Genomic DNA, 26,651 nt, shown 5'->3' with positions numbered 1-26,651 from the left:
AGGCGCAGAGCCAGGGGAGAGCGACATGCGGATCAACGCCGATTTCACCAAACGGGCAGCGGTGCATTTCGATGAAACACCTTGGGTGGCAAGCCCGGCGCCTGGGGTCGAGCGCAAGATGCTGGACCGCATTGGCGAAGAAGTGGCCCGCGCCACCACCATCGTCCGGTTTGCACCGGGCTCTGCCTTTGCACCGCATGTGCATGACGGCGGCGAGGAATTTTTGGTGCTGGACGGTGTGTTTCAGGACGAACACGGGGATTTCCCCAAAGGCTCCTACATCCGGAACCCGCCGACCACCAGCCACACACCTGCTGCGGCAGAAGGGGCGGTGATCCTGGTAAAGCTGCACCAGTTCGATCCAGCCGACCGAACCGAAGTGAAAACCCGGATCTCGGGCAATGCAGCGCAGCAAGAACTGTTCCAGGACAGTGTTGAAACGGTGACCTTGCAAACCTGGGCGCCGGGGCAGGCGATCAGCCTGGATGCCGTTGGCGGCGTGGAGGTATTTGTGGTGCATGGCAGCTTTAGCGAAAACGATGAAGCGTTCACGCGCTGGGACTGGCTTCGGCTGCCGCCGGGCTGCCGTTTTGAGGCCACGGCTGGCGCTGAAGGTGCACAGGTTTGGGTGAAAACCGGCCATCTTGCGCAAATGACTGCCTAGGCCGTCAACGCGTTTTTGCCCTGAAATCAAATCTTTGAATGCCGTTCCTGCAGGGGCGGCATTTTTTTTCGCCAAGTAAAAATTTTACCAGTTGATAAAAAATCAGACTGTGGCAGTCTAATAGGCAAGAAGAATGTAATAATCAGGGAGACACCCAATGGCGACCAGCCATCAGGCATCCGGCATTCAGGCAGCGCGTTTGGACGCTGCTGGAATTGCTGAGAATTTCTCGGATCTGCACCCAGCCTATGATGCGCATGAGGCAGCCGTAGCGGCGGACCGCTGCTATTTCTGCTATGACGCGCCTTGCATGACGGCCTGTCCGACCAGCATCGACATTCCCCAGTTCATCCGGGAAATCCAGGCGGGCCATGCCGAAAGCGCGGCCAAGACCATTCTGGAGCAGAACATCCTTGGCGGCATGTGCGCCCGGGTCTGCCCGACCGAAACGCTGTGCGAGGAAGTCTGCGTGCGTGAAACTGCCGAAGGCAAACCGGTCGAGATCGGCCGCCTGCAGCGCTTTGCCACCGACACGCTGATGGAGAAGGGCGTGCATCCTTTCACCCGCGCCGAAGCAACCGGCAAAAAAATCGCTGTTGTCGGGGCAGGCCCGGCGGGTCTTTCTGCGGCGCACCGGCTGGCGATGCTTGGCCATGACGTGGTGGTTTATGATGCCAAACCCAAGGCAGGCGGCCTCAATGAATTTGGCATTGCGGCTTATAAATCCACCAACGGCTTTGCTGCGCGCGAAGTGGATTGGCTGCTGAAGATTGGCGGTATTACAATGGATTACGGCAAGAAGCTGGGTGCGGATCTGTCGCTGGGCGGGCTGGCGTCCGGCTATGACGCGGTGTTTCTTTCCATCGGTCTGGCCGGGGTCAATGCCCTGCGTGCGCCCGGTGAGGATAAGGACGGCGTGCGCGACGCGGTGGAATTCATTGCTGAGCTGCGCCAGGCGGAGGACCTGACTGCGCTGCCGGTGGGCCGCAATGTGGTGGTGATCGGCGGCGGCATGACTGCGGTGGACGCCGCAGTGCAATCGAAACTGCTAGGTGCTGAAAACGTCACCATAGCCTACCGCCGCGGGCGTGAGGACATGGGCGCCAGCCGGTTTGAGCAGGATCTGGCCGCCTCCAAGGGGGTGAAACTGATGTTCAATGTCATGCCCAAGGCAGTGCTTGGCAATGGTGCTGCTGCTGAGATCGAACTGGAGTATACTGCGGTTGCAGGTGGCAAGGTTTCCGGCACCGGCGAGACCGTGCGTCTGGTTGCAGATCAGGTGTTCAAGGCCATTGGCCAGACACTGGAAGGCCAGCCTGACGCGCTGGAGCTTGAGGGCCGCAAAATCAAGGTCTCGGAGACAGGGCGCACGTCGTTGGCCGGGGTCTGGGCCGGGGGCGACTGCGCCTCGGGGGGCGAGGACCTCACCGTGACTGCCGTGGCCGAGGGCCGCGATGCTGCAATGGATATTCACTCCAGCCTGATGGGCTGAGCCAGTGCGGCGCAAGTTGATTGCGCCAAGCTAGCCTGAAGAGGAGAGATCAAATGGCTGATCTGACAACAGAATTTCTGGGGATTAAATCCCCGAACCCGTTCTGGCTGGCCTCGGCGCCGCCAACCGACAAGGAATACAACGTCCGCCGCGCCTTTGAGGCCGGCTGGGGCGGTGTGGTCTGGAAGACGCTGGGCGCCGAAGGCCCGCCCGTGGTTAATGTGAACGGCCCGCGCTATGGCGCGATCTGGGGCGCAGACCGCCGTCTGCTGGGCCTCAACAATATTGAGCTGATCACCGACCGCCCCCTGCAGACCAACCTGGAGGAAATCACCCGGGTCAAGAAAGACTACCCGGATCGCGCCATTATCGTCTCGATCATGGTGCCGTGCGAAGAACAGGCCTGGAAAGACATCCTGCCGTTGGTGGAGGCCACCGGTGCCGACGGGATTGAGCTGAACTTCGGCTGCCCGCACGGCATGGCGGAGCGCGGCATGGGCTCAGCTGTGGGGCAGGTGCCGGAATACATCCAGATGGTCACCGAGTGGTGCAAGAAATACTACTCCAAACCGGTGATCGTAAAGCTGACCCCGAACATCGCAGACATCCGCCAGCCGGCGCGGGCGGCAAATGCGGGCAATGCCGATGCGGTCAGCCTGATCAATACCATCAATTCGATCACCTCGGTCGATCTCGACAGCATGGCGCCGGAGCCGACCATCGGCGGCAAGGGCACCCATGGCGGCTATTGCGGCCCGGCGGTGAAACCGATTGCGCTGAATATGGTGGCAGAGATTGCCCGCGATGCGCAGACCCGCAACCTGCCGATTTCGGCGATTGGCGGCGTTACCACTTGGCGCGATGCAGCTGAGTTCATGGCGATGGGCGCCGGCAACGTGCAGGTCTGCACCGCCGCGATGACCTATGGCTTCAATGTGGTGAAGGAGATGATCTCGGGCCTGTCCACCTGGATGGATGAAAAGGGGTACACCTCTACCCAGGATTTCATCGGCATGGCGGTTCCAAATGTGACCGACTGGCAGTATCTGGACCTGAATTTCGTGGCCAAGGCCAAGATCAATCAGGACGATTGCATCAGCTGCGGCCGCTGTTTTGCAGCCTGCGAGGACACTTCGCATCAGGCAATTGCGATGAGCGAGGACCGGGTGTTCACGGTGAAGGACGACGAATGCGTCGCCTGCAATCTTTGTGTGAATGTCTGCCCGGTCGAGGGCTGTATCACCATGGAAGAAGTGGCTGCGGGCCAGATTGACGAGCGCACCGGCGAGGTGGTTTCGGACGATTACGCCAATTGGACAACACATCCGAACAACCCGGCAGCCACGGCTGCGGAGTAATCCGCCGCCAGGGCTGGCCCCGGGGTGTTCTCCCGCCCGTTGTCGGCCTCCTTCCGGAGGCGCTCCTCCCGTTGGGCCCGGCACCGCGCAAGGCGCGGTGCCGGGCCCAACGCCGTTCAGTAACCATCAGCAAGGCTGATGGTTACTGCGGGGGCGGGAGCGCTTTGTCACGTTTGGCAGTCAGGGGTCAGCTTTGCGGTGTAAGCATCCGCCGGTACAAGGTTTCCAGGTATTGCGGCGCTGCATCGAACGGGTCTTCATCCCCCATCAATGTGCGTACCTGGGCATCGAAATCCGCGTAATGCTGGGTCAGCGACCAGATCGAAAACAGCAAATGTTTGGGATGTGCGCGGTTGATCCGGCCGCCATCCATCCAGCCTTGCAAAAGCTGTGCCTTTTCCTCCACCAGCCCGTTCAGGTCGCTGGCGATCACATCATGCAGCCGGGGTGCTCCCTGTACAATCTCATTGGCATACAGCCGGCTTTCGCGCGGAAAATCCCGGCTCATTTGCAGTTTGCGCTGCACATAGGCGAGGATTTCATCCAATGGTTCGCCTTCCGAGTCCAATGCCCGCAATGGGTCGAGCCAGGTATCCAGCAAGCCTGACATCAGTTCGTTGAAGATCGCCTCCTTGGAGGGGAAGTAGTAAAGCAGGTTCGGCTTTGAGAGGCCGGCAGCCTTAGCGATCTGGTCTACTGTGGAGCCGCGGAATCCGTGGCTGGAAAACACGTCCAGCGCGGCCTCCAGGATGGCGGCGCGATTCTTTTTCTGAATTCGGGTTGGCGCGCGGTCTGCGGGCATGTCCGTCCCTGTCTGTTTCTGCCGCCTTCTGCCAGCTGAAGCGCGGAATTTCACCTGTTTCCGGCAAAAGAGCCGATTTTTTCAAGGGCTGTGCGGCAATTTCTTGACTGATAGTGAACCCGTGATAGCGTGAGTTTGACCAGTTGGTCAAATCATTGCCTGGAATCGCGAAAACCGGCGCTCTGAACCGGCCAGCATTCAAAGCCACCTAAACGGCGCAAAGCCGATTGAAGCCTGCAAAGACGGGCGCACAGGGAAGGAAGCTGAGATGACGTCGCTTGGACAGAATCTGAAGATCAATGGCGACCGTTTGTGGGACAGCCTGATGGAGATGGCCCAGATCGGCCCGGGCGTCGCAGGCGGTAACAACCGCCAGACGCTGACAGACGAAGATGGCGAGGGCCGCGCCCTGTTCCAGAAATGGTGCGAAGATGCCGGCTGCACCATGGGGCTGGATCAGATGGGCAATATGTTTGCCCGCAGGGAGGGCACCGATCCGGACGCGCTTCCGGTCTATGTGGGCTCGCATCTGGACACCCAGCCGACCGGCGGCAAGTATGACGGTGTGCTTGGGGTTCTGGCCGGGCTGGAGCTGATCCGCTCGCTCAACGATATGAACATCAAGACCAAACATCCGATCGTTGCCACCAATTTCACCAATGAGGAAGGCACCCGCTATGCGCCCGCGATGCTGTCTTCGGGTGTCTTTGCGGGCATCCATACGCAGGACTGGGCTTACGGCCGCGAAGATGCCGAGGGCAAGAAATTCGGGGATGAGCTGAAACGCATCGGCTGGCGCGGCGAGGAAGAGACGGGCGCGCGTAAAATGCACGCCTTCTTTGAGCTGCATATCGAACAGGGGCCAATCCTGGAGGCTGAGGGCAAGGACATCGGTGTGGTGACCCATGGCCAGGGTCTTAGCTGGACCCAGGTGACGGTGACTGGCAAGGATGCGCATACCGGCTCCACCCCGATGCCGATGCGCCGCAACGCGGGGCTGGCAATGGCGCGGATCCTGGAAACCGTGGACGAAATTGCCTGGGGCCACGCGCCTCATGCGGTTGGGGCGGCGGGTCATATCGACGTTTATCCGAACTCGCGCAATGTGATCCCGGGCAGGGTGGTTTTCACCGTCGATTTCCGCAGCCCGGAACTGGACGTGATCACCGATATGGAAAACCAGCTGCACGAGAAGGGCACCCAGATTGCAGAGGCAATGGGCGTTGAAATCGCGTTCGAGAAGGTGGGCGGCTTTGATCCCGTGGCCTTTGACGAGGGATGCGTCAGTGCCGTGCGCAGTGCGGCAGAGCGGCTGGGCTATTCGCATCAGGATCTGATTTCCGGCGCGGGCCACGATGCCTGCTGGATCAACCGGGTTGCACCGACCGCGATGGTGATGTGTCCCTGCGTTGATGGTCTCAGCCACAACGAGGCCGAGGAGATCAGCAAGGACTGGGCGGAGGCCGGCGGCAATGTGCTGTTCCATGCGGTGGTCGAGACGGCGGAAATCGTGGAATAGGGGCGCTGCCCCCGCGGCCCGTTGGGCCGCTTCCCCCGGAGTATTTCCGGAAAAGATGAAAAGAGCTGCGCCAGACAGCGGAAGAAATAACGGGAGGCGTGAATAAACGCCCCGATTCAGGGAGTTATAGCCATGAGTAAAGTCATCAAGAACGGCACTGTCGTGACCGCCGATCTGACCTATAAGGCGGATGTTCTGGTTGAAAACGGGGTGATCACACAGATCGGCCCGAACCTGAAAGGCGACGAGGAGCTGGATGCTACCGGCTGTTATGTGATGCCGGGCGGGATCGATCCGCATACCCATCTGGAGATGCCTTTCATGGGCACCTACAGCACGGATGATTTTGAAAGCGGCACCCGTGCCGGGCTGGCGGGCGGCACCACTATGGTAGTGGATTTTGCGCTGCCCAATCCAGGCGAGAGCCAGCTGGATGCACTGAAGCGCTGGGACAACAAATCGACCCGCGCCAATTGCGACTACTCATTCCATATGGCGGTGACCTGGTGGGGCGAGCAGGTCTTTGACGACATCAAGACGGTGATCCAGGAGCGCGGGATCAACACCTTTAAGCATTTCATGGCCTATAAGGGCGCGCTGATGGTGAATGATGACGAGCTGTATTCCTCGTTCCAGCGGCTGGCAGAGCTGGGCGGCATTGCCATGGTGCATGCCGAAAACGGCGATGTCGTAGCAGAATTGTCGGCTAAGCTGCTGGCAGAAGGCAATACTGGCCCCGAGGCACATGCCTATTCCCGGCCCCCGCAGGTAGAGGGCGAGGCGACCAACCGCGCTATTATGATCGCCGATATGGCCGGCGTGCCGCTCTATGTGGTGCATACCTCCTGCGAGGACAGCCACGAGGCCATCCGCCGCGCCCGGATGCAGGGCAAACGGGTCTGGGGCGAGCCGCTGATCCAGCATCTGACGCTGGATGAAAGCGAGTACTTCAACAAAGATTGGGACCACGCTGCCCGCCGGGTGATGTCGCCGCCGTTCCGCAACAAGCAGCATCAGGACAGCCTGTGGGCCGGTCTGCAGTCGGGTTCTCTGTCAGTTGTGGCTACCGATCACTGCGCCTTTACCACCGAACAGAAACGGACAGGTGTGGGGGATTTCACCAAGATCCCGAACGGCACCGGCGGGCTGGAGGACCGGATGCCGATGCTGTGGACCCATGGCGTTGAAACCGGGCGGATCACTCCGAATGAATTTGTCGCTGTTACGTCAACAAACATCGCCAAGATATTGAATTGCTATCCGAAAAAGGGTGCGATTCTGGTTGGTGCCGATGCAGACCTGGTGGTCTGGGATCCGAAGAAGACCAAGACGATCTCGGCCGCCAGCCAGCAGTCCTCGATCGACTACAACGTGTTTGAAGGGCATGAGGTGAAGGGGCTGCCGCGCTTTACCCTGACCCGGGGCCATGTGGCGGTGCACGACGGCGAGATCAAGTGCCAGGAGGGCCACGGCAAGTTTGTCTCGCGGGAGGCGAACACAACGGTCAACAAGGCGCTCAGCACGTGGAAAGAGCTAACAGCGCCGCGCCCGGTGGAACGCACCGGAATCCCGGCAACAGGTGTTTAAATCCAGGAGCGGGCTGCCGGTATCGGCGGCCCGTTTTCCTGTGTGAAATCAAGGCGAAGATATGAATATGGAACCGACCACCCAGGCAATCCGACCCGAGGCCGCCGTTTCCGATCCAGCTCCCGCAGAATGTGTGATCGAGGCCCGGAACCTGGATCTGACGTTTGAGACAAACGACGGTCCAGTGCACGCGCTGAAGGACATCAGCCTGGAGATCAACAGGGGGGATTTTGTCTCCTTTATCGGGCCGTCGGGCTGCGGCAAGACGACGTTTTTGCGCTGCATCGCGGCACTGGAGACACCCACCGGCGGCAGCCTGAGCGTTAATGGCATGACACCGGACGAGGCGCGCCGCAACCGCGCCTATGGCTATGTGTTTCAAGCGGCGGGGCTTTACCCGTGGCGGACCATCTCCAAGAACATCAAACTGCCGCTGGAGATCATGGGATACTCCAGGGCAGAGCAGGAAAAGCGCGTTAATCAGGTGCTGGAACTTGTTGAATTAACAGGGTTTGGCGGTAAGTTTCCCTGGCAGCTGTCGGGCGGGATGCAGCAGCGGGCCAGCATTGCGCGGGCGCTGGCTTTTGATGCTGATATCCTGCTGATGGATGAACCGTTCGGGGCGCTGGACGAGATCGTGCGCGACCATTTGAACGAACAGCTGCTGAAGCTTTGGGCGCGGACCAACAAGACCATCGGCTTTGTTACTCACTCGATCCCTGAAGCGGTGTATCTGTCGACCAAGATCGTGGTGATGTCACCGCGGCCGGGTCGCATTCATGATGTGATTGATAGCACCCTGCCGAAAGAACGGCCTCTGGATATCCGAGACAGTCCGGAGTTCATCGAAATTGCGCATCGGGTGCGCGAAGGGCTGCGGGCGGGTCATGGCGATGACTGATATCAACCAGCAAAATACTGCGGCACCGGACATGCAGCCTCTGAGCATCGCTTGTACACTGGCGGGCGCATCATTCGCGGCATCGGAAAATTCGAATTTTCCGGTCAATTTTCTGCGCAGAAAATTGATGCGGTGCGGGGGCGGGTCATGAAAAGCTTTGTTGCAGTCTTTACGGTGCTCGCTGCCATCATCGCCTTCTGGTACGCGGCATGCGTGCCGATGAATATCAAAGGTGTGCTTGATCAGGTAGAGCGGACAGGGGCCGTGGTCACACCGGCGACTGCCAAAGAGCGCCGGTACATGAGTGAAATCGGGCTGGTGGCGAAAAACACATTTGCCGTTGGCGAAACCTGGGTGCAGCAGCGCCCGCGCTTGCCAGCCCCGCATCAGGTGGCGGTGGAGCTGTGGCAGACGACGGTGGAAAAGAAGATCACCTCGAAGCGCAGCCTGATTTATCATGCGCAGGTGACGCTTTCAGCGACCCTCCTGGGCTTTGCCATCGGCACCGGGCTGGGCATTCTGCTGGCGGTGGGGATCGTGCATTCCCGTGTTATGGATATGTCGGTGATGCCCTGGGCGATTGTCAGCCAGACCATCCCGATCATTGCGCTGGCACCGATGATCATCGTGGTGCTGTATTCCATCGGGGTGCAGGGGATTATCCCGAAAGCGGTTATCTCGGCCTACCTCAGCTTCTTCCCGGTGGTTGTCGGCATGGTGAAGGGTCTTCGGGCGCCGGATGGGATGCAGCTGGACCTTCTGAAAACCTATAACGCCAATACAAATCAGGGGTTCTGGAAGCTGCGGCTGCCGTCCTCGATGCCGTATCTGTTTGCCTCGCTGAAGATCGGCATTGCCGCCTCGCTGGTGGGGGCCATCGTGGGAGAGCTGCCGACCGGCGCGGTTGCAGGGCTTGGTGCGCGGCTGCTGGCCGGCAGCTACTACGGTCAGACCGTGCAGATCTGGTCGGCGCTGTTTGCAGCGGCGATCCTGGCAGCGGCGCTGGTGGCATTGCTCGGGCTGATCGAGCGGATGGTTCTGAAACGCATGGGGGTAAGCGCATGATCAAGCGATGGACAGAGGGCTCTGCCCTCGCCGCTGCGCGGCTCACCCGGGATATTTCAGGCCAGATGAACAAGGGGGTGCTGTCATGGTGATGGTTGTTCTAGCCGTGCTGGTCTGGTGTTTGGGGTGGTGGCTGAACAGCCGTCTGGCAAACAGTCCGGCCGCGAAAACCCGTGCAGTGCAGCTGTTGGTGCCCGCGATCTTCGGCATCACCGTTCTGGTGGTCTGGGAGCTGCTGGTGCGCGGGATGGAGGTGTCTTTGGTGATCCTGCCGGCTCCTTCCGTAATCGCGGTGCGCTTTGTCTCCAGCATCCCAATTCTGTGGGCGGATTTCGCCCAGACCATCTTGAAGGGCGCGCTTGGCGGCTATGTGATCGGCTGCGGCGCGGCGTTTCTGACCGCGATCCTGGTGGACCGCAGCGATTTTCTGCGCCGGGGTCTGCTGCCGGTGGGGAATTTCATTGCAGCGCTGCCGATTGTCGGCACCGCACCGATCCTGGTGATGTGGTTCGGTTTTGACTGGCACTCCAAGGCTGCTGTCGTGGTGGTCATGGTTTTCTTTCCAATGCTGGTGAATACGGTGGCGGGCCTGCGCGAGACCTCTGCCATGCAGCGCGACTTGATGCAGACCTATGCGGCGAGTTACTGGCAGGCGTTTTTCAAGTTGCGACTGCCGGCGGCTCTGCCCTTTGTATTCAATGGCTTGAAGATTTCCACCACGCTTGCTCTGATCGGCGCGATTGTAGCGGAGTTCTTTGGCTCGCCCACTGTCGGCATGGGGTTCCGCATCTCTACCAGTGTCGGCCAACTGGCACTGGACATGGTCTGGGCCGAGATTGTGGTGGCTGCACTCGCAGGTTCGGTCTTTTACGGGCTGATGGCGCTGATTGAGAAGAGCTTTACCTTCTGGCACCCGTCACAAAGAGGTTGAGCGGGCACAGCACATACGGGAAAGTGAAAAGAAAATAACAACAACAGGTAAAATCAAAAACCAATAGGGAGAACTTACCAATGAAGCACATTATGACAGCAGCGGCACTGGCGCTGGGGGCGGCAGGTGCTGCCCAGGCAGCTGACGATGTGACGCTGCAGCTGAAATGGGTGACACAGGCACAGTTCGCTGGCTACTACGTGGCGCTGGACAAGGGGTTCTATGAAGAAGAGGACCTGAATGTCACCATCCTGCCCGGCGGGCCGGATATTGCGCCGACCCAGGTGATTGCCGGCGGCGGTGCGGATGTGACGGTGGAATGGATGCCCGCGGCGCTGGCAGCACGGGAAAAAGGCCTGCCGCTGGTTAACATTGCGCAGCCGTTCAAATCTTCGGGCATGATGCTGACCTGCTGGAAGGACACCGGCATTGCCGCGCCTGCCGATCTGGCCAACCGCACCCTGGGTGTGTGGTTCTTTGGCAATGAGTTCCCTTTCATGAGCTGGATGAGCCAGCTGGGCATTTCCACTGAGGGTAAGGGCGAGGCTGGTGTTGAAGTCCTGAAGCAGGGCTTCAACGTTGATCCGCTGCTGCAGCGCCAGGCAGACTGCATCTCGACTATGACCTATAACGAATACTGGCAGGTCATTGATGCCGGGGTCGGCGCCGATGAGTTGATTACGTTTAAATACGAGGATCAGGGCGTGGCGACGCTGGAAGACGGTTTGTATGTGCTGGAAGAAAACCTGAGCAATGCGGAGTTCACCGGCAAGATGGAGCGCTTTGTGCGGGCCTCGATGAAGGGATGGAAATACGCTGAGGAGCATCCGGATGAGGCGGCAGGGATCGTTCTCGATAATGATGCCTCTGGTGCGCAGACCGAAACCCACCAGAAGCGGATGATGGGCGAGATTGCCAAGCTGACCGCTGGCAGCAACGGCGCGCTGGATCCGGCGGATTATGAACGGACAGTGTCAACACTGATGGGCGGCGGCTCGGATCCGGTAATCACCAAGACCCCGGAAGGCGCCTGGTCCCATGCCATCACCGATGCGGCGCTGAAATAGACAGGGCTTAGAATTTGGAGATTTGCCGGGTCCTGGGCCCGGCGGATCTTCCGCTTGGTTTCCGCGCAATATTGTTAAAAATTCAACAATTCGGCGGCAATTTAAAAATACTTCTCTGAGGTGTTTGTTATTGTGTTAGCCTCTCCTTATGGGAGAGATGTGCGTTCATATCCCTGACCGGCAAAAGCAATTCGGATACCCGCAGCAATACTTGTGCCTTTGCCCTCAGCCAGACGACACTGCCTGCCACGCTCGGTACGCAGCACACGGTCGGGCTGCGTTGCTGGATGTCGCCAGCAGAAGCTGCGAGCTGCCGCTGATGAACCTCTGCCAGGCGGCGCACCAGCGTAAGCTGGAAACAGGGCGGGTCCAAATTCTGTTGCTATACGAAGTAGAACCACTGGGGCTGGAACTGACGGCGCCCCGGCAGAGCGACGTGATACCGGTTTCAGTCTGCTGCTTGCAGCAGATCACGCACACTGATTTGCTGCACGCCTTGGCCTGCGGTTTCGATGTCATTCACGTGCAGGCCTGCGCCAGCTCTGCCGGCAGGCTGCATCAGCAGCAGGAGGTGGAGTTGGTGCAGGTGCTGGGCGGGCTGGGCCGGATTTTGCTGTTTGACGGGGCTGAGGTCCTGGCAATGCGGCTGGCGGCAGGCATTTTCCCGTTTCCTTCGGTTGCACCGGACATATTGGCGGTTGGCAGCCGCAGGGACACCGCGCGGGCCAGCGCCGCGGCGCTTTTGCCGCCCAGTGCGGACCATGTCGCCTTGCCGGAACAGGCGCCATACGGTTCCGTCAGCTTGGATGAAGACCTGTGCAATCAGTGCAGCAGCTGTGTCTGGGTTTGCCCGTCGGATGCCTTGAGCCTGACGGAAGACGGCGGCGCACTGAGCTTTGTGGAATCCTTGTGTTTTCAATGCGGCCTGTGCATTTCGATCTGTCCGCAGCGGGCGCTCAGCATGGAACCGGGTATGGATCTGTCCGCGTCTGCCGTGCTGCCGCATCTGCTGGCGGGGCAAGGTGCGGAAGATGCAGGCACCCCTGGATTGGTGGAGGAGATTGCAGTTCTGGGCAGCGCCAGTGCAGCGGTGCAAGCCTTGGGGCAAGCCCGGGGCTAGGGGGGCTAGGCCTAAGACTGTACTGTTCAGCTTTGCTCCAGGAACCCGCCATACTGGCCGCGCTTGAAGATCAACCCCTTGCCGGGGCGGGTGGTGACGCTGGCCGCTTCGCCTATGATGATGGTGTGGTCACCCGCCAGATGGGCGGCAAAGCGGCGGCAATCAAACCGGGCAATCACCCCGTCCAGCGCCGGCGCCCCCTGATCGTTGAGTTGCCATGCTGCGGCGCTGAAATCTTCGCCGTGGGCCGCGAAATGCTTGGCCAGCCCCAGTTGATCCTCTGCCATCACGTGAATGGCAAAATTCTCAGCCATAACAAAAGCATCATGGCGCAGGGACGCTTTGGCCGGGCACCACAGCAACAGCGGCGGATCCAGCGACACGGAGGTAAAGCTATTGACGGTAATGGCCAGGGGGCCGCGCGCTGTCATGGTGGTGACAACGGTCACCCCGGTGCCAAAGCAGCCGAGCGCATCGCGGTAGTCCCGGGCGGTCTCGGGCCCGGGGATAAAGCTGGTTTCGGCCATGTCGCGCGCCTTTTATCCGTTCCGGGCAGTGACCTGCCACGCATAGGGGCGATTGTCTACCTAGTTCATGTCTTCAATGAGGCGCCCGTGTTTGCGGGTCTGTTCCAGCACCGCGCCAAAGGTGCTGAGGCCGCGGGCCTCCAGCATCGCCAGCATCTTGCAGAACACCTCAGCGGTGGCGCGGGCGTCGCCCATCGCCGTGTGGCGCAAAGCAGGCTGAATGGTGACGTCCAGCCGTTCGCACAGCGCGTCCAGCGTGTGGTTTTGCGAGGCGCCGAACAGCACCGCGCTGAGCAGTACCGTATCCAGAACCGGCTGATCCCAGCTGACACCGGTGCGTTTGGCATGGCGGTGCAGAAAGGCCATGTCAAAGGGCGCGTTGTGGGCCACGATCACGGCGTCCGAGGCAAAGCGGTGAAAGGCACGGGCAGCTTCGGCAATGTCCGGCGCGCCCTGTACCATGGCGTCGCTGACCCCATGCACCTTGGTCGAGGCCGCCGGAATCGGCCGGCCCGGATCGACCAGGGTCTCAAAAGCCTCGCTGGCGATGATCCGGCCCCGCACCATCCGCAGCGCGCCGATCTGCACGATCTCGTCCTTGTGCGGTAAGAGGCCGGTGGTTTCGGTGTCGAATATGACATAGCTGAGGGTGCTGAGCTTGCGGCTGTCCAGCTCGGTGTGGTCGGTTTCCAGCAGTGCAAAATCATAGACCAGCGGCCGCGCGTCTTCAGGCGCAAGACCGGCATGGCTGCCTTCGAACAGAATGATATAGCCCGGCGCGCCACCCAAGGGTTTCAGCCGCAAATCGAACACCTGGGTGCCGCTGGCGCTTTTGACTTCGGCCTTGACCTCCAGCCCGCTGCGCACCAGCCGGCCATAGGCGGCCTCCAGCCCGGTGAGGTTCAGATAGTCGGACAGCGGTGCGTTCAGCCGCGGCGGAGCTTCCTGCGCCAGAACCGCGGCGGCCTGACCGTCATACAGTACGATCTGATGGGCGGGGTTTGCCATAACGGTGGCAATGGGGATGTCGGTCAGCAGCGCCGCAAGACGGGACTTCTCGGCTTCAAGGTGCTCGGTTTCGCGGGCGATGGCCTCAGCCGCGGACAGCGCCGAGTCCCCCAGCTGCCCGGCCAGCCCCTCGGCGGCGGCTGCCAGATCGCCCAGGTACCGTGCGCCGCGGGTGTCCAGTTCCTTGGTCACGCCGGCATGGGCGCGGGCGCGCATGCCCGCCGCCAGCCGCTCTATCGGTTTGGCGACGTTTTCGTCAAACAACAGCCAGACCGCGGCAATGAGACCAAGGATGGCGAATGTGCTGAGCAGGCCTGAAAAGACAAAGGCATCCGCCAGCTGAGGTTGATCTGCCCGGTTGTAGCCAAGCCACAATGCGCCGCCGGTGACAAAAATGCTGCCAAGCGCCAGCAGGCAGAAGAACAGGAAAATCCGCAAACGCAGGCTGAGGCGTGACAGCATCGTTACCCTCCGCAGGCAGTTGCCAGGATCGGGTCATCGCCGCCGCCGCCGACCCAGTCCAGGTTTTCAGGAAGACCGCCGGCAAACCCCGTGTCCCCTGCCGCCAGCGCCCGCCGGCCGCTGCCGCAGTCCAGCCAGACCGGCAGTTTGCTGACCGGGGCCCAGCGGCCAAAGAAGTACAGTTCTCCAAGATAGATCTGCGGATGATCCGCATGGGTCTTCATCGTCGCGGTATCCAATGCGGCAAAGCGGTCGACATAAGGCACCGCATAGGTCCAGGGCCGGTAAAAGCTTTGGTTTTCCACCGTGTCCGCGATGACCAGCCCCTCGGGCAGGGCCGCAGCCGTGCGCGGGTACCAGCCGTATTCCGAGGCAATGGTGGCTGCGATCATTGCCAGACCTGCCGCCACCGGCGCCAGCCAGCGCGGCAGCCGCCCGCCCATGGTTTTGCCCAGCAGCATCACCACGCCCGCCGCGGCAATGCCCGCAAAGATCACTGCTATCAGTTCCAGAAACATCCGCTCTCCTCCGGGATATGCCCGGTCCATTTCATCTTTTCCAAAATACTCCCGTCCCGCTGCCCGGCAGGCGGCTTTGCCGCCGGAAGCGGAGGCTTCCAAACTCTCCGCCAATCGCAGGTGTCAGCTTAGCATGCCCTTTCCGTGCCCAACTGCCGATTGCATAGTCTTTACCACAACAAAGGCGTCCCGCAGATGACTTCGCTCAAAATCCGAAAGATCCGAGGGCGCCAGATAGTTGTCCGGAGCCTGGCCGCTGCGGATTTGTGCCGCCTGGTGTTCCAGACGGGTTTGGGCGATCAGGTCGTAAGCGTCCAGCAGATCGCGCGCGCCGGAAGGACTGAGAACTCCTGCGGTCTCTGCCGCCTCCAGCCGGGCGCGGGTGTTGACCGTGTCCAGCCGGCCTTGCAGCGCATAGATCCGGCCCAGATCCACCACCGGCACCACGCCGTTGTGCTTCATGTCCAGCGTGTTGCGGTGCTCGCCCGAGCGGATGGTGGCCAGCCCGCGCAACAGGCCCAGCGGCGGCGTGTGCTTCAGCGAGTTGGCGATCATATGTGCTGTAAAGATCGTATTGGCACCGGCCGCCTTCAGGGTCTCCTGTTGCAGATCCTCGAACAGCGCAGCCTCGCCGCCGATGGGGCGCAGGTCGAACATCACCGAGGCCAGCATCTGCGCCTCTGGAACCGGCTTAGCGATCCAGCCGCGGAAATAGTCGTGCCAGACGCGCATGGGCTGACGCCAGCGCGCATTCGACGCCATCATGTCGCCGGGGCAATAGACATAGCCGCAGGTGTTCAGCCCATCGCAGACAAATCCGGCGAGCTGCGCAAAATAGCTCTCATCCTCCGGTGTCATGTCGTCCGACAGGATCAGGCAATTGTCCTGATCCGACACCCCGGTTTGCTCGCGCCGCCCTTGTGAGCCGCAGGCCAACCACAGGTAGGGCACAGGCGGAGCGCCCAGTTTCTCCTCGGCCAGCGCCAGCAGGCGGCGGGTTACGGTGTCGGCGATGTCGGTGATCAGCCGGGTCGCCACCTCATGCCGGTTGCCGCTTGCGACCAGTTGCAGCAGAAGCTGCGGGATTTCAGTGGTGACCTTGGCCATTTCTTCAGCATTGACGGCACGGGCGATGCTTGAGACCATCTCGCCGGAACTCACAGCCTGAAACCGGGTGAGGTCGGTCTGGGTGACGATCCCGACCAGCTTTCCGGCCTCAACCACCGGGACATGGCCGATGACGTGCTCCATCATCATGTGCAGCACGTCCGAGCCGATCGCCGAGGGCGCCAGCGTCAGCGGGTCCGGGGTCATCGCGTTACAGACCGGGGTGGAGATGGGTTTGCCCGCGGCAAGAATCTTGCCGGTCAGGTCGCGCGTGGTGAGGATGCCTTGCAGCCTGTCCCCGTCGGTCACGCAGACTGAGGAGATGAAGTGGTCGCGCATCAGCTGTGCCGCACTTTGACAGGTAATACCGTTGGAGCAGGTGACCGGCTCGCGCGCCATGATGGCCTCGACGCGGGTGGTGGCCAGGTTGCTGGTCTCCTGCGCGCCGGGGCGGCGGCGGTCGAAAAATTTGGCGACTTGCGGCTGATCTGCCATCAGGGCGTGGAATTTTGCCTTGGGCAGCAACAGCAGCAGCGTCTCTGTGGTGGCCTGGGCTGAGGTCATCGCCCGGCCGCTGCGGGTCAGCCCGCGCTCGCCGAATGAATTACGCGGGCCGAGGATCGAGACGGGAATACGGTTTTCATCCGTCACTTCGACTTCGCCGGTGTGGACCAGATAAAGCCCTTCCAGCTCTTGGTTCAGCGCATAGACGGGATCGCCTGCGGCGGCCTCGATCTGTTGGAATTGGAGAGCCAGATCCTGCAGCAGCGCAGGCTCCAGGCTGTCATAGGGGTGGACCGACGTCAGAAAGCGGAGCAGGGCGGCGTCAGAAAGGGGCATGGGCATACCTGCATGAAATCAGGAAAAAAATGGCCCCGCCAGTAAGAACCGGACGGGACCATGAGGAAAAAGGCGGGCCGCAGGGCAGCCCGCCCAGGGGAGGTTCAGTGGTCCTGCGCAACTCCGGCACCGCGCGGGATGCGGACGCTTTCCACCAGCTCTTCGATCTCGGCGGGGATGGCCGCGGTCGATTTTGAGACGATGAAGGCGACTGCAAAGTTCACCATCGCGCCAACCGCACCAAAGGAGGTGGATTTGATGGTGCCCAGCAGCGGGTCTGCGTCGGTGAAGGAGTTGGTGTCCGGGATGAACAGCCAGCCTTTGTGCAGGAAGATGTAGACCAGGGTCACACCCAGACCTGCCAGCATGCCGGCCACGGCGCCCTTGTTGTTCACCTTAGTGAAGATGCCCATCATCAGCGCCGGGAAGATTGAGGCAGCTGCGAGGCCGAACGCCAGCGCCACGGTCTGCGCGGCAAAGCCCGGAGGGTTGAGGCCCAGATAGGTGGCCACCGCGATGGCCACACCCATGGCGATACGGGCCGATAGCAGCTCATTCTTTTCCGAGATGTTCGGATTGATCGAGCCTTTGATCAGGTCGTGGGACACCGCCGAGGAGATCGCCAGCAGCAGGCCCGCCGCGGTTGACAGCGCAGCGGCAAGACCGCCGGCAGCAACCAGGCCGATCACCCAGCTGGGAAGGTTGGCGATTTCCGGGTTGGCCAGAACCAGGATGTCGCGGTTGAACTTGGTCAGCTCATTGCCGGCCCAGCCGTTTGCCGCGGCAGTTGCCTGCAGGTCTTCGGATTTGTCGTTGTAGTACTGGATCGCACCGTCGCCGTTCTTGTCTTCCCAGGCCAGCAGGCCGGTTTTCTGCCAGGTGGCCATCCAGTCGTACTGCGGATCGTTTTCGATCTGCTGCACGGTCACGGCACCGCCTTCGATGCCGCCATTGGGCCACATCATTTCGGTGATGTTGAGACGCGCCATGGCGCCAACTGCCGGAGCGGTCAGGTACAGAAGCGCGATGAACACCAGCGCCCAGCCGGCCGACCAGCGGGCATCAGCCACTTTGGGGACTGTGAAGAAGCGCATGATCACATGGGGCAGGCCCGCGGTGCCGATCATCAGCGAGAGCGTAAACAGTACCATGTTAAAGGTGTCGGAATGATGCGCGGTGTACTCATTAAAGCCCAGCTCGCGGACAATGGCGTCCAGCTTGGCCAGCAGCGGTTCACCGGATGCAGCATGATCGCCGAACAGGCCCAGTGCCGGAACCGGATTGCCGGTCAGCTGCAGCGAGATGAAGATGGCCGGAATGGTATAGGCCATGATCAGCACGCAATACTGCGCCACCTGAGTATAGGTCACGCCTTTCATGCCGCCGAACACGGCGTAGGCGAACACAACACAGGCGCCGATCAGCAGGCCGGTGGTGTTGGAAACCTCCAGGAAGCGGCCAAAGGCGACGCCGACGCCGGTCATCTGGCCGATCACGTAAGTGGTCGAGGCGACGATCAGGCAGATCACCGCAACGATGCGCGCGGTCGGCGAGTAGAACCGGTCACCGATGAATTCGGACACGGTGAACTTGCCGAACTTGCGCAGGTAGGGGGCAAGCAGCAGCGCCAGCAGCACATAGCCGCCGGTCCAGCCCATCAGGAAGGTGGAGTTGTCATAGCCGGTGAAAGCAATGAGGCCCGCCATCGAGATGAACGACGCCGCCGACATCCAGTCAGCCGCGGTGGCCATGCCGTTGGTGACGGGGTGAACACCCCGGCCGGCGGCATAGAATTCAGATGTGGAGCCCGCGCGGGCCCAGATCGCGATGCCGATGTAAAGCGCAAAGGACGCGCCCACAAACAGCAGGTTGATGGTAAACTGGTCCATCTTATTCTTCCTCCACGCCGTATTCGCGGTCCAGCTTGTTCATCCGGAACGCGTAGAAAAAGATCAGCCCCAGAAACACCAGGATCGAACCTTGCTGGGCGAACCAGAAGCCAAGATCGGCGCCGCCGACGCTGATGCCCGACAGGGCAGGGCGCAGCAGAATGCCAAAGCCGAATGAAACAACAGCCCAGATCACCAGGCTGACAAGAATGATGCGCACGTTCGCCGCCCAATAGCCTTTATCGGCCTCGGCGGTTTTTGCCGCATTTGTGGTTTGGTCCGCCATGAGCGGCTCCTCCTTCTTCCTCCTGAGCTGCTTTGCGCACGCGGCGCCGGGCAGACTCTCTCCGTTTGCCTGCGGCCGTGGTCACGGCGTGCAGGCATGACTCCTCTGGTCCGCCAAGGCGGTGCCTTCGGGTATTCAAATGTCCGGGGACGGGGTCCTGCCGGGTCAGGGCAGGCCCCGTTTCTTGGTTATTGGCCGGTGGCCGTGGTCACGATGGCCGCCATGTCCCGGGCAATATCCGCGATATCGCCCATGGCATTTGTTGTCTGCAGCACGTCCTTGCCGCCGTAGTAGTCAATCAGCGGCGCGGTCTGCGCGTGATAGGCCTCCAGCCGGCTGGCAACGGTTTCCGCGTTGTCGTCGGCGCGGCGTTTCATCTCTGTGCTGCCGCATTTGTCGCATTTCCCGGCCTCGGCGGGCTGCTTGAAGCTGTCGTGGTAGCCCTCGCCGCAGCCGCCGCAAGTGTAGCGGCCCGAGATCCGTGTCACCATGGCGGCGTCGTCCACCTCAAGGCTGATCGCGGCGTTGATCTTTTGCTGGGTTTCCGCCAGCAGCTCGTCCAGTGCGGCAGCCTGCACGGTGGTGCGGGGGAAGCCGTCAAGGATAACGCCCTTGGTGCAATCAGGTTCTGTCAGACGGTCGCGCAGGATGTTGATCACAATCTCGTCGCTGACCAGCTGGCCTGCTTCCATCACGGCCTTGGCGGCCAGGCCTGCCGGGGTGCCCGCGGCAACGGCTTCGCGCAGCAGGTCGCCGGTCGACAGCTGCACATAGCCGAATTTTTCCTCAAGCATCCGCGCCTGGGTTCCCTTGCCGGCCCCCGGAGGGCCTAGCAGGATCAGAACGGCGGGACGGGTCAATACTGCCATATTCATTGGTCAATCACCCCTTGTTCGCACGGTTTTGGATCAGGTCTTCGACCACCGACGGATCGGCGAGGGTCGAGGTGTCACCCAGGCTGCCAAAGTCATTCTCGGCAATCTTGCGCAGGATGCGGCGCATGATCTTGCCGGAACGGGTTTTCGGCAGGCCCGGTGCCCATTGAATGACATCCGGCGAGGCAATCGGCCCGATCTCGGTCCGGACCCAGGTGCGCAGCTCCTTTACCAGCTCATCCGAGGGTTCGCGGTCGTTCATCAGGGTCACATAGCAATAGATGCCCTGGCCCTTGATCTCATGCGGGTATCCGACCACGGCGGCCTCCGCCACCGCGGCATGGGCCACCAGCGCGCTTTCGACCTCAGCCGTGCCCATGCGGTGGCCGGAGACGTTGATCACGTCATCGACGCGGCCAGTGATCCAGTAATCGCCGTCCTCGTCGCGGCGGCAGCCGTCGCCGGTGAAATAATAGCCCTTGTAGTCCGAGAAATACGTCTTCTCGAACCGTTCATGGTCGCCCCAGACGGTGCGCATCTGGCCCGGCCAGCTGTCTTTGATGCACAGCACGCCTTCAACGCCGTTGCCGGTGATCTCGACACCGCTGGCCGGGTCCAGAACCACCGGCTGAATGCCGAAGAAGGGCTTCATCGCGGCACCTGGCTTCATCGCATGGGCACCCGGCAGCGGCGTCATCAGATGGCCGCCGGTCTCAGTCTGCCACCAAGTGTCGACGATCGGGCATTTGCCCTTGCCGACAACCTCATTGTACCAGTTCCAGGCTTCCGGGTTGATCGGCTCGCCCACGGTGCCCAGCACCTTGAGATCGCTCAGATCGCATTTCTCAACCCATTCGTTGCCCTGGCCCATCAGTGCCCGCAGGGCGGTGGGGGCGGTGTAGAACTGGTTGACTTTATGCTTTTCACAGACCTGCCAGAAGCGGGAGGCATCGGGGTAGGTCGGCACGCCCTCGAACATCAGCGTGGTGGCGCCATTCGCGAGCGGCCCATAGACGATATAGCTGTGGCCGGTGACCCAGCCCACATCCGCGGTGCACCAGTAGACATCGCCATCGTGGTAATCGAATGTGATCTCATGGGTCATCGCGGCATAGGCCAGATAGCCGCCGGAAGTATGCACAACGCCCTTGGGCTGGCCGGTGGAGCCGGAGGTGTAGAGGATGAACAGCGGATCTTCGGCGTTCATCTCGGCGGGGGCGCAGTAATCCTCTGCTTCCAGTGCCATTTCATTGTAGTCGAAGTCACGCCCGTCAACCCAGGTGGTCTGACCGCCGGTGCGTTTGACCACCAGGCATTTCACCGTGTCCTTGGTGTGCAGCAGCGCGGCGTCGGCGTTGGATTTCAGTGCCGTCTTGCGGCCGCCGCGCGGCGCCTCGTCGGCGGTGATCACAACCTTGGCGTCGCAGCCATTGATCCGGGCCGCCAGTGCGTCGGGGGAGAAACCGGCAAAGACAATCGAATGAATGGCGCCGATCCGGGCGCAGGCCAGCATCGCATAGGCTGCTTCGGGGATCATCGGCAGGTAGATCACCACCCGGTCGCCTTTGCGCACGCCCATCGATTCCAGGATGTTGGCCATCCGGCAGGTGCGGCGGTGCAGCTCCTTATAGGAGATATGCTGCGCCGCTTCTTCGGGGCTGTCCGGTTCCCAGATGATCGCGGTCTGGTCGCCGCGGGTTTCCAGATGGCGGTCGATACAGTTGGCAGAAACGTTCAGGGTGCCGTCGGCGTACCAGTTGATCGAGACGTTGCCGAAGCTGTAGTTCACATCTTTCACCTGGGTGAAAGGCTTGATCCAGTCGATGCGCTTGCCCTGTTCGCCCCAGAACCCGTCCGGGTCAGTTAGCGAGGCGTCATACATCTCTTGATACTTGGCGGCAGTCACATGCGCCCGGGCAACGGTTTCGTCGGACGGCGGATAGACAGCGTCTGCGTGCAACGCGTTCATTCGATTTCCTCCCAGAAATTTTATTGGCAAGACAAACGACAACGCTGTGCCGTGGCTGTCAAACCGTTTCCTCCTGGGGCTAGATAATACCGCAGATTGAAAATTTGTGAATAAAACACCGATATCAAAGAGTTTATCTGTAAACGAATTTCAAGTTTTCAGAGGTTCTTGTAAATGATAGCGCATGCAAACGCATACCACCGCATGTTTTCATAGGCTTTTCTGTAAATTCCACCATTGGCCGTTTACGGCTTCTATCCCCGTTATCGGCTTGGCAGCGGCGTACTGCCGCAGCTTCCGGCGCCTTTGCACCTGCGGCATATTGTGCCGGTGCGGCGGAACCAGTGCTCTGCGGGCAGCGCGAGTCGCTGCGTCACCTTTCCCTCCGGGGGGCTTGGCAGAGCGTATCTGTGCCGCTAGCCTGACCGTCAAGCGCACCGCGCCGGCCCGATGCCGGATCGAAAAGGGCGCAATTCGGGAGAGTTACATCATGAACAGAATTCTGACCGCCGCTGTGGCGGCAACCGCGGGCATTGCAATGGCAGGCGAGGCTGCGGCCACCGAGTGGAACGTGTCCCTGTGGGGCAAACGCCGGGCGTTCACCGAACATGTGGAAAAACTGGCTGAGCTGGTCAGTGAAAAGACCGGCGGCGAGTTCACCTTGAACATCAGCTATGGCGGGCTCAGCAAGAACAAGGAGAACCTTGACGGGATCTCTATCGGCGCGTTTGAGATGGCGCAGTTCTGTGCCGGCTACCACCGTGACAAGAACCCCTCGATCACCGTTCTGGAACTGCCGTTTCTGGGCGTGAACACGCTGGACGAAGAAGTGGCCGTGGCCAATGCGGTATACGCGCATCCGGCGGTGCAGGCGGATCTGGCGCGCTGGAATGCTAAGCTGCTGATGACCTCGCCGATGCCGCAGTACAATATCGTCGGCACCGGCGAACCGCGTGATGAGCTGGCAGAGTTCAAGGATATGCGGGTGCGCGCCACCGGCGGCATCGGCAAGGCGTTCTCGGCTGTTGGCGCGGTGCCGACCTCGGTCACCGCAACCGAAGCTTACAATGCGATGGAATCCGGCGTTGTGGACACTGTCGCCTTTGCCCAGCACGCGCATCTGGCCTTTGGCACCATTAACCGTGCTGACTGGTGGACCGCAAACCTGAACCCCGGCACCGTGAACTGTCCGGTGGTGGTCAACACCGATGCCTATGACGCCCTCAGCGACGCTGAACGCGAAGCGCTCGACAGCTCGGTCGAGGAGGCGATCGGCCACTATCTTGCCAACTACGGGGCACTGCTGGAGAAATGGGACGGCGTGCTGGCCGAGAAGGGCGTCGAGAAAGTCACCATCTCCGACGACCAGCTGGCCGAGTTCCGCAAAGTGGCCGCCGACCCGATCCGCGCCCAATGGATCGAGGACATGAGCGCGCAGGGCCTTCCGGCGCAAGAGCTTTATGATCTGGTGCAAAAGACCCTCAGCGATCACCGTTCGGGCAGCTGACCCTGACGCAACACAAAAGGGGCCGGGCTGCTCAGGTCCGGCCCCTTTTGCCTTTGATGACACAAAAAGACGGGGGCGGGCATGGCAGGCAGCGCAGCAGTGCTGGAGGATGGCAGCCTGATCAGCAGGCTGGACCAGCGGTTAGTGAAAGCGGAGCGCCTGCTGGCGCTTTTGAGCGGCATCGCGGTGTTCTCCCTGATGATCCTGGCGGTGGTCTCGGTTGGCGGACGCAATGCGATGAACGCGCCGCTGCCCGGCTATGTGGATTGGATTGAACAGATCATGCCGCTGATTGCCTTTATGGGCATTGCCTATGTGCAGCGCGACGGCGGCCACATCCGCATGGACATTGTTGTCGGTGCCCTGCGGGGCCGGGCCATGTGGCTGTTTGAGCTGATCTCGGTCCTGCTGATCCTGCTGCTGATCCTGGCCTTGGTCTGGGGCAGCTGGTCGCATTTTCTGCGTTCCTTTGATTTTGCCGCCCCCTGGTGGAGCCGCGACAGCTCCATCGACATCGGCATTCCGATCTGGCCTGCGAAATTGCTGGCGCCGGTGGCCTTTGCGGTTCTGGGGCTGCGGCTGATACTGCAGATCTGGGGCTATGGCAGGGCGCTGGTCCTGGGGCTGGAAACGCCCGTGGCGGTGCCGCTGGTGCTAAGTGCTGCGGAACAAGCGGCGGCAGAGGCAGATCAATTGGCAGGCCATGACACCAATGGCAGCGGGCAGGGGTAAGGCAGATGGAACCCATTGAAATCGGCCTGTGGGTCACGGGCGGCCTGCTGGCGATGGTTGTGCTGGGGATGCGGGTGGCCTTTGCCGCCGGTCTTGCGGGCCTTATCGGCCTGACCTGGATCTTCTGGGCCAAGTTCGGCTATGACCCGGCGCGGTTTGGCAAGGCTCTGACGGTCTCGGTAAAGATCGCAGGCCAAGTTCCGCACTCCAAAGTGTCATCACAGGCGCTGTCGCTGATCCCCACCTTCATACTGATCGGCTATCTGGCCTATTATGCGGGGCTGACGAGCGCCTTGTTCGAGGCAGCCAAACGCTGGATCGCCTGGCTGCCGGGCGGGCTGGCGGTGTCCACCGTGTTTGCCACCGCAGGGTTTGCCGCGGTATCGGGAGCATCCGTCGCCACATCAGCCGTCTTTGCCCGCATCGCCATCCCCGAAATGCTGGCAATCGGCTATAACAAGCAATTTGCGGCAGGGGTTGTTGCGGCGGCGGGCACGCTGGCGTCGCTGATCCCGCCCTCGGCCATTCTGGTGATCTATGCCATTATCGTCGAGCAGGACGTGGGAAAGCTGCTGCTGGCAGGCTTCATCCCCGGTGCCTTCAGCGCAATTGTCTATGTGGCGCTGATCGTCGGCATTGCATTGGTGTTCAAAAACGTCGGCCCGCCGGTGCGCGGCTTTACCTGGCGGCAGCGGTTTCAATCGCTGCCCGGCGCGCTGCCGATCATCTTTGTCGTCGTGATCATCATCTGCTTTGTCTACAACCCCTTTGGCGGCGACGCCTGGGGCACGCCAACCGAGGGCGGCGCGCTGGGGGCCTTTGTGGTGTTCTGCATGGCGCTGGTCAACGGCATGAAATGGGCCGAGCTGAAATCGGCACTGCTGGAGACAGCCAAGCTGACGGTGATGATCTTCACCATCATCTGGGGCGTGCTGATCTATGTGCGCTTCCTTGGCTTTGCCGATCTGCCGGGGGCGTTTTCGGACTGGATCACCGCGCTGGAAATGCCGCCGATGGTGATCCTGATCTGCATCCTGCTGGCCTATGCGGTTCTGGGCATGTTCATGGATGCAATCGGGATGCTGCTGCTGACGCTGCCGGTGGTCTACCCGGCGGTGATGGCGCTGAACGGCGGCGAGAGTGTGGCGGCCGCAGACAGCGCATTCGGCATGAGCGGCACCATGTGCGCGATCTGGTTCGGCATCCTGGTGGTAAAGATGGCCGAATTCTGCCTGATCACCCCGCCGATTGGCCTCAACTGCTTTGTGGTGGCCGGTGTGCGCGATGATCTGAGCGTACAGGATGTGTTCAAGGGTGTGACCCCGTTTTTCATTGCCGACGCCGTGACAATTGCGCTGCTGGTCGCCTTTCCGGGAATTGTGCTCTACCTGCCGTCCTTGGCGGGGTAAGGACGGGCGCTCAGGACGCACCGATACAGATCGGCTTGGCAGGCGGCGGCGCAAGGCCCATATGGCGCGGCATGAGTGATTTTGCGCCCTTGCACCAGGCAGACCGACAGTTGCCGGTCTCGGTAGCGGATCCGTGCGGTTGAGTGTATCTTTTTGAATTCGTGTAGTTTTCAGGAATTGAACTGGCGTGTCGCATTCTCCTGGAAATCATCTCTGCCTGATTGTGCAGTCGTGCTTTACTCGCCTGAAGATGCAACACTTTTGTCCGCACGAAAATTTGCGCCGAGACACCTTGAGGCGTCCCGGCCATTCCGTTGAGTCTCTTTATGATCTTAACCCGCCCGATGTCCTGATCCGGTGTTATGCGTTGTTTCACAAGGTATTGCGCAGCAAGGCCCGAGAAGGGGCAGAAGGCTCAGGGACTGGTTCCGCCATGACATGGCAGGCTCACTTTCAGCGTCCTTTGGCGGCTGCACAGCGTGCTGAAGCCGGGCACCTGCCAGTCCAGTCCGGCCATCCGCGGCAAACTTACCACGAATCTTATGGAGTGCCGCCACGGCAGGCCGGCCAGCACCTTCAAGGTTTGACAAGTCTGAGTTGCGGCGTCGCTGAAATGCTGCTGGCGCCGGTTTCCGGACGGTGGCGGGACCCGGATCATGTCTCCATCAAACCAGGTCTATAACGGTTTCCGCTGCCTCAATGTTTCATTGCAGGACGGCAAGTCCGTGATCTTGTGCCTTGCCGGGGCCCCGACTGCTGTGCTTTCCCGATCTCATGCTGGATGCACGCTCGAACCAATGGTGCTGCATATACTCAATGTTCAGCGTCGGCATACCAACACCCGGATCATCAGCTACCTGCCTGCGCGGCAGCCCGCTGGCCAGTGCAAAAGGCACCGCATCCTGGCGGAATTCGTCCGTCCGTTTCAGACCCAGAGTTCGTCTCCTTTGTTGCAAAAAATGCTGTCAAAGGAGCGGCATCAAACCGCTGCAGGTCCACGGAGGCAGCGATGTAGA

General features: G+C 61.0%; 23 protein-coding genes and 1 pseudogene. 13 read left to right on the top strand and 11 right to left on the bottom strand.

The window, feature by feature from the left end; genetic code table 11:
• Positions 1 to 25: 25 nt before the first annotated feature.
• From K3555_RS10630 to preA, 3 genes are all read left to right on the top strand, one after another.
• A complete protein-coding gene (locus K3555_RS10630) occupies positions 26 to 664 on the top strand; it encodes a cupin domain-containing protein (protein ID WP_260008446.1) in 639 nt (212 codons plus the stop codon).
• Positions 665 to 821: 157 nt separating this feature from the next.
• Entirely contained in the window at positions 822 to 2,156 is a 1,335-nt protein-coding gene (locus K3555_RS10625; protein WP_260008445.1) for an NAD(P)-dependent oxidoreductase, read from the top strand.
• A 53-nt stretch (positions 2,157 to 2,209) separates the two neighbouring features.
• Positions 2,210 to 3,514, top strand: coding sequence for an NAD-dependent dihydropyrimidine dehydrogenase subunit PreA (gene preA, locus K3555_RS10620; protein ID WP_259984708.1), 1,305 nt, complete (start codon positions 2,210 to 2,212; stop codon positions 3,512 to 3,514).
• 187 nt (positions 3,515 to 3,701) lie between these two features.
• On the opposite strand, the gene K3555_RS10615 is transcribed toward preA, so the two are convergent.
• Positions 3,702 to 4,316, bottom strand: coding sequence for a TetR family transcriptional regulator C-terminal domain-containing protein (locus tag K3555_RS10615; RefSeq protein WP_260008444.1), 615 nt, complete (start codon positions 4,314 to 4,316; stop codon positions 3,702 to 3,704).
• Positions 4,317 to 4,584: 268 nt separating this feature from the next.
• Between K3555_RS10615 and K3555_RS10610 the strand changes: the two genes are divergently transcribed.
• The 7 genes from K3555_RS10610 (at position 4,585) to K3555_RS10580 (ending at position 12,506) form a co-directional block, all read left to right on the top strand.
• A complete protein-coding gene (locus K3555_RS10610; protein WP_260008443.1) occupies positions 4,585 to 5,835 on the top strand; it encodes a Zn-dependent hydrolase in 1,251 nt (416 codons plus the stop codon).
• 132 nt (positions 5,836 to 5,967) lie between these two features.
• On the top strand, positions 5,968 to 7,422 hold the full coding sequence (gene hydA, locus K3555_RS10605; protein WP_260008442.1) for a dihydropyrimidinase: 1,455 nt from the start codon (positions 5,968 to 5,970) through the stop codon (positions 7,420 to 7,422).
• Positions 7,423 to 7,483: 61 nt separating this feature from the next.
• Entirely contained in the window at positions 7,484 to 8,323 is an 840-nt protein-coding gene (locus K3555_RS10600; RefSeq protein WP_260008440.1) for an ABC transporter ATP-binding protein, read from the top strand.
• A 147-nt stretch (positions 8,324 to 8,470) separates the two neighbouring features.
• Positions 8,471 to 9,388, top strand: a complete 918-nt coding sequence (locus K3555_RS10595) for an ABC transporter permease (protein ID WP_260008439.1) — start codon at positions 8,471 to 8,473, stop codon at positions 9,386 to 9,388.
• 85 nt (positions 9,389 to 9,473) lie between these two features.
• Positions 9,474 to 10,319, top strand: a complete 846-nt coding sequence (locus K3555_RS10590) for an ABC transporter permease (protein ID WP_260008438.1) — start codon at positions 9,474 to 9,476, stop codon at positions 10,317 to 10,319.
• Between the two features lie 80 nt (positions 10,320 to 10,399).
• Positions 10,400 to 11,386, top strand: coding sequence for an ABC transporter substrate-binding protein (locus K3555_RS10585; protein ID WP_260008437.1), 987 nt, complete (start codon positions 10,400 to 10,402; stop codon positions 11,384 to 11,386).
• Positions 11,387 to 11,705: 319 nt separating this feature from the next.
• Positions 11,706 to 12,506: an ATP-binding protein gene (locus tag K3555_RS10580; protein ID WP_260008436.1), complete on the top strand. Its 801-nt coding sequence runs from the start codon at positions 11,706 to 11,708 to the stop codon at positions 12,504 to 12,506.
• A gap of 26 nt (positions 12,507 to 12,532) precedes the next feature.
• Here the strand turns inward: K3555_RS10580 and K3555_RS10575 are convergent, their stop codons facing one another.
• From K3555_RS10575 to acs, 8 genes are all read right to left on the bottom strand, one after another.
• A complete protein-coding gene (locus K3555_RS10575) occupies positions 12,533 to 13,033 on the bottom strand; it encodes a flavin reductase family protein (protein WP_259984688.1) in 501 nt (166 codons plus the stop codon).
• A 60-nt stretch (positions 13,034 to 13,093) separates the two neighbouring features.
• A complete protein-coding gene (locus tag K3555_RS10570) occupies positions 13,094 to 14,503 on the bottom strand; it encodes a 3'-5' exonuclease (RefSeq protein WP_260008435.1) in 1,410 nt (469 codons plus the stop codon).
• 2 nt (positions 14,504 to 14,505) lie between these two features.
• Entirely contained in the window at positions 14,506 to 15,021 is a 516-nt protein-coding gene (locus K3555_RS10565) for a hypothetical protein (RefSeq protein WP_260008433.1), read from the bottom strand.
• A 123-nt stretch (positions 15,022 to 15,144) separates the two neighbouring features.
• Positions 15,145 to 16,968 carry a putative nucleotidyltransferase substrate binding domain-containing protein gene (locus K3555_RS10560; RefSeq protein WP_260008432.1) on the bottom strand — a complete coding sequence of 608 codons (1,824 nt, stop codon included), beginning with the start codon at positions 16,966 to 16,968 and terminating at the stop codon, positions 15,145 to 15,147.
• A gap of 104 nt (positions 16,969 to 17,072) precedes the next feature.
• Complete coding sequence (locus K3555_RS10555) at positions 17,073 to 18,857, bottom strand: sodium:solute symporter family protein (RefSeq protein WP_260008431.1); 1,785 nt, start codon at positions 18,855 to 18,857, stop codon at positions 17,073 to 17,075.
• A gap of 1 nt (position 18,858) precedes the next feature.
• Positions 18,859 to 19,143, bottom strand: coding sequence for a DUF4212 domain-containing protein (locus K3555_RS10550; protein ID WP_129370675.1), 285 nt, complete (start codon positions 19,141 to 19,143; stop codon positions 18,859 to 18,861).
• 188 nt (positions 19,144 to 19,331) lie between these two features.
• Positions 19,332 to 20,018 carry an adenylate kinase gene (locus K3555_RS10545; RefSeq protein WP_259999349.1) on the bottom strand — a complete coding sequence of 229 codons (687 nt, stop codon included), beginning with the start codon at positions 20,016 to 20,018 and terminating at the stop codon, positions 19,332 to 19,334.
• 7 nt (positions 20,019 to 20,025) lie between these two features.
• The gene (gene acs / locus K3555_RS10540; RefSeq protein ID WP_260008430.1) at positions 20,026 to 21,987 is read right to left on the bottom strand and encodes an acetate--CoA ligase; all 1,962 of its coding nucleotides are present in this window, start codon (positions 21,985 to 21,987) and stop codon (positions 20,026 to 20,028) included.
• 490 nt (positions 21,988 to 22,477) lie between these two features.
• On the opposite strand from acs, the gene K3555_RS10535 reads away from it, so the two are divergent.
• The 3 genes from K3555_RS10535 to K3555_RS10525 all read left to right on the top strand — a co-directional run bounded on the left by K3555_RS10535 (position 22,478) and on the right by K3555_RS10525 (position 25,635).
• Entirely contained in the window at positions 22,478 to 23,494 is a 1,017-nt protein-coding gene (locus tag K3555_RS10535) for a C4-dicarboxylate TRAP transporter substrate-binding protein (RefSeq protein WP_260008428.1), read from the top strand.
• A gap of 81 nt (positions 23,495 to 23,575) precedes the next feature.
• Positions 23,576 to 24,226, top strand: a complete 651-nt coding sequence (locus K3555_RS10530) for a TRAP transporter small permease subunit (protein WP_129370679.1) — start codon at positions 23,576 to 23,578, stop codon at positions 24,224 to 24,226.
• Positions 24,227 to 24,231: 5 nt separating this feature from the next.
• A complete protein-coding gene (locus K3555_RS10525; RefSeq protein ID WP_259984672.1) occupies positions 24,232 to 25,635 on the top strand; it encodes a TRAP transporter large permease in 1,404 nt (467 codons plus the stop codon).
• A 415-nt stretch (positions 25,636 to 26,050) separates the two neighbouring features.
• Here the strand turns inward: K3555_RS10525 and K3555_RS24970 are convergent, their stop codons facing one another.
• A complete protein-coding gene (locus K3555_RS24970) occupies positions 26,051 to 26,293 on the bottom strand; it encodes a transposase (protein WP_409201685.1) in 243 nt (80 codons plus the stop codon).
• 160 nt (positions 26,294 to 26,453) lie between these two features.
• A pseudogene (locus K3555_RS10520) lies at positions 26,454 to 26,570 on the bottom strand (IS3 family transposase); the annotation flags it as partial.
• Positions 26,571 to 26,651: the final 81 nt, after the last annotated feature.

The sequence above is a fragment of the Leisingera sp. M527 genome (assembly GCF_025141525.1).
Lineage (GTDB): Bacteria > Pseudomonadota > Alphaproteobacteria > Rhodobacterales > Rhodobacteraceae > Leisingera.
This window is presented reverse-complemented; position numbering and strand designations above follow the sequence as displayed.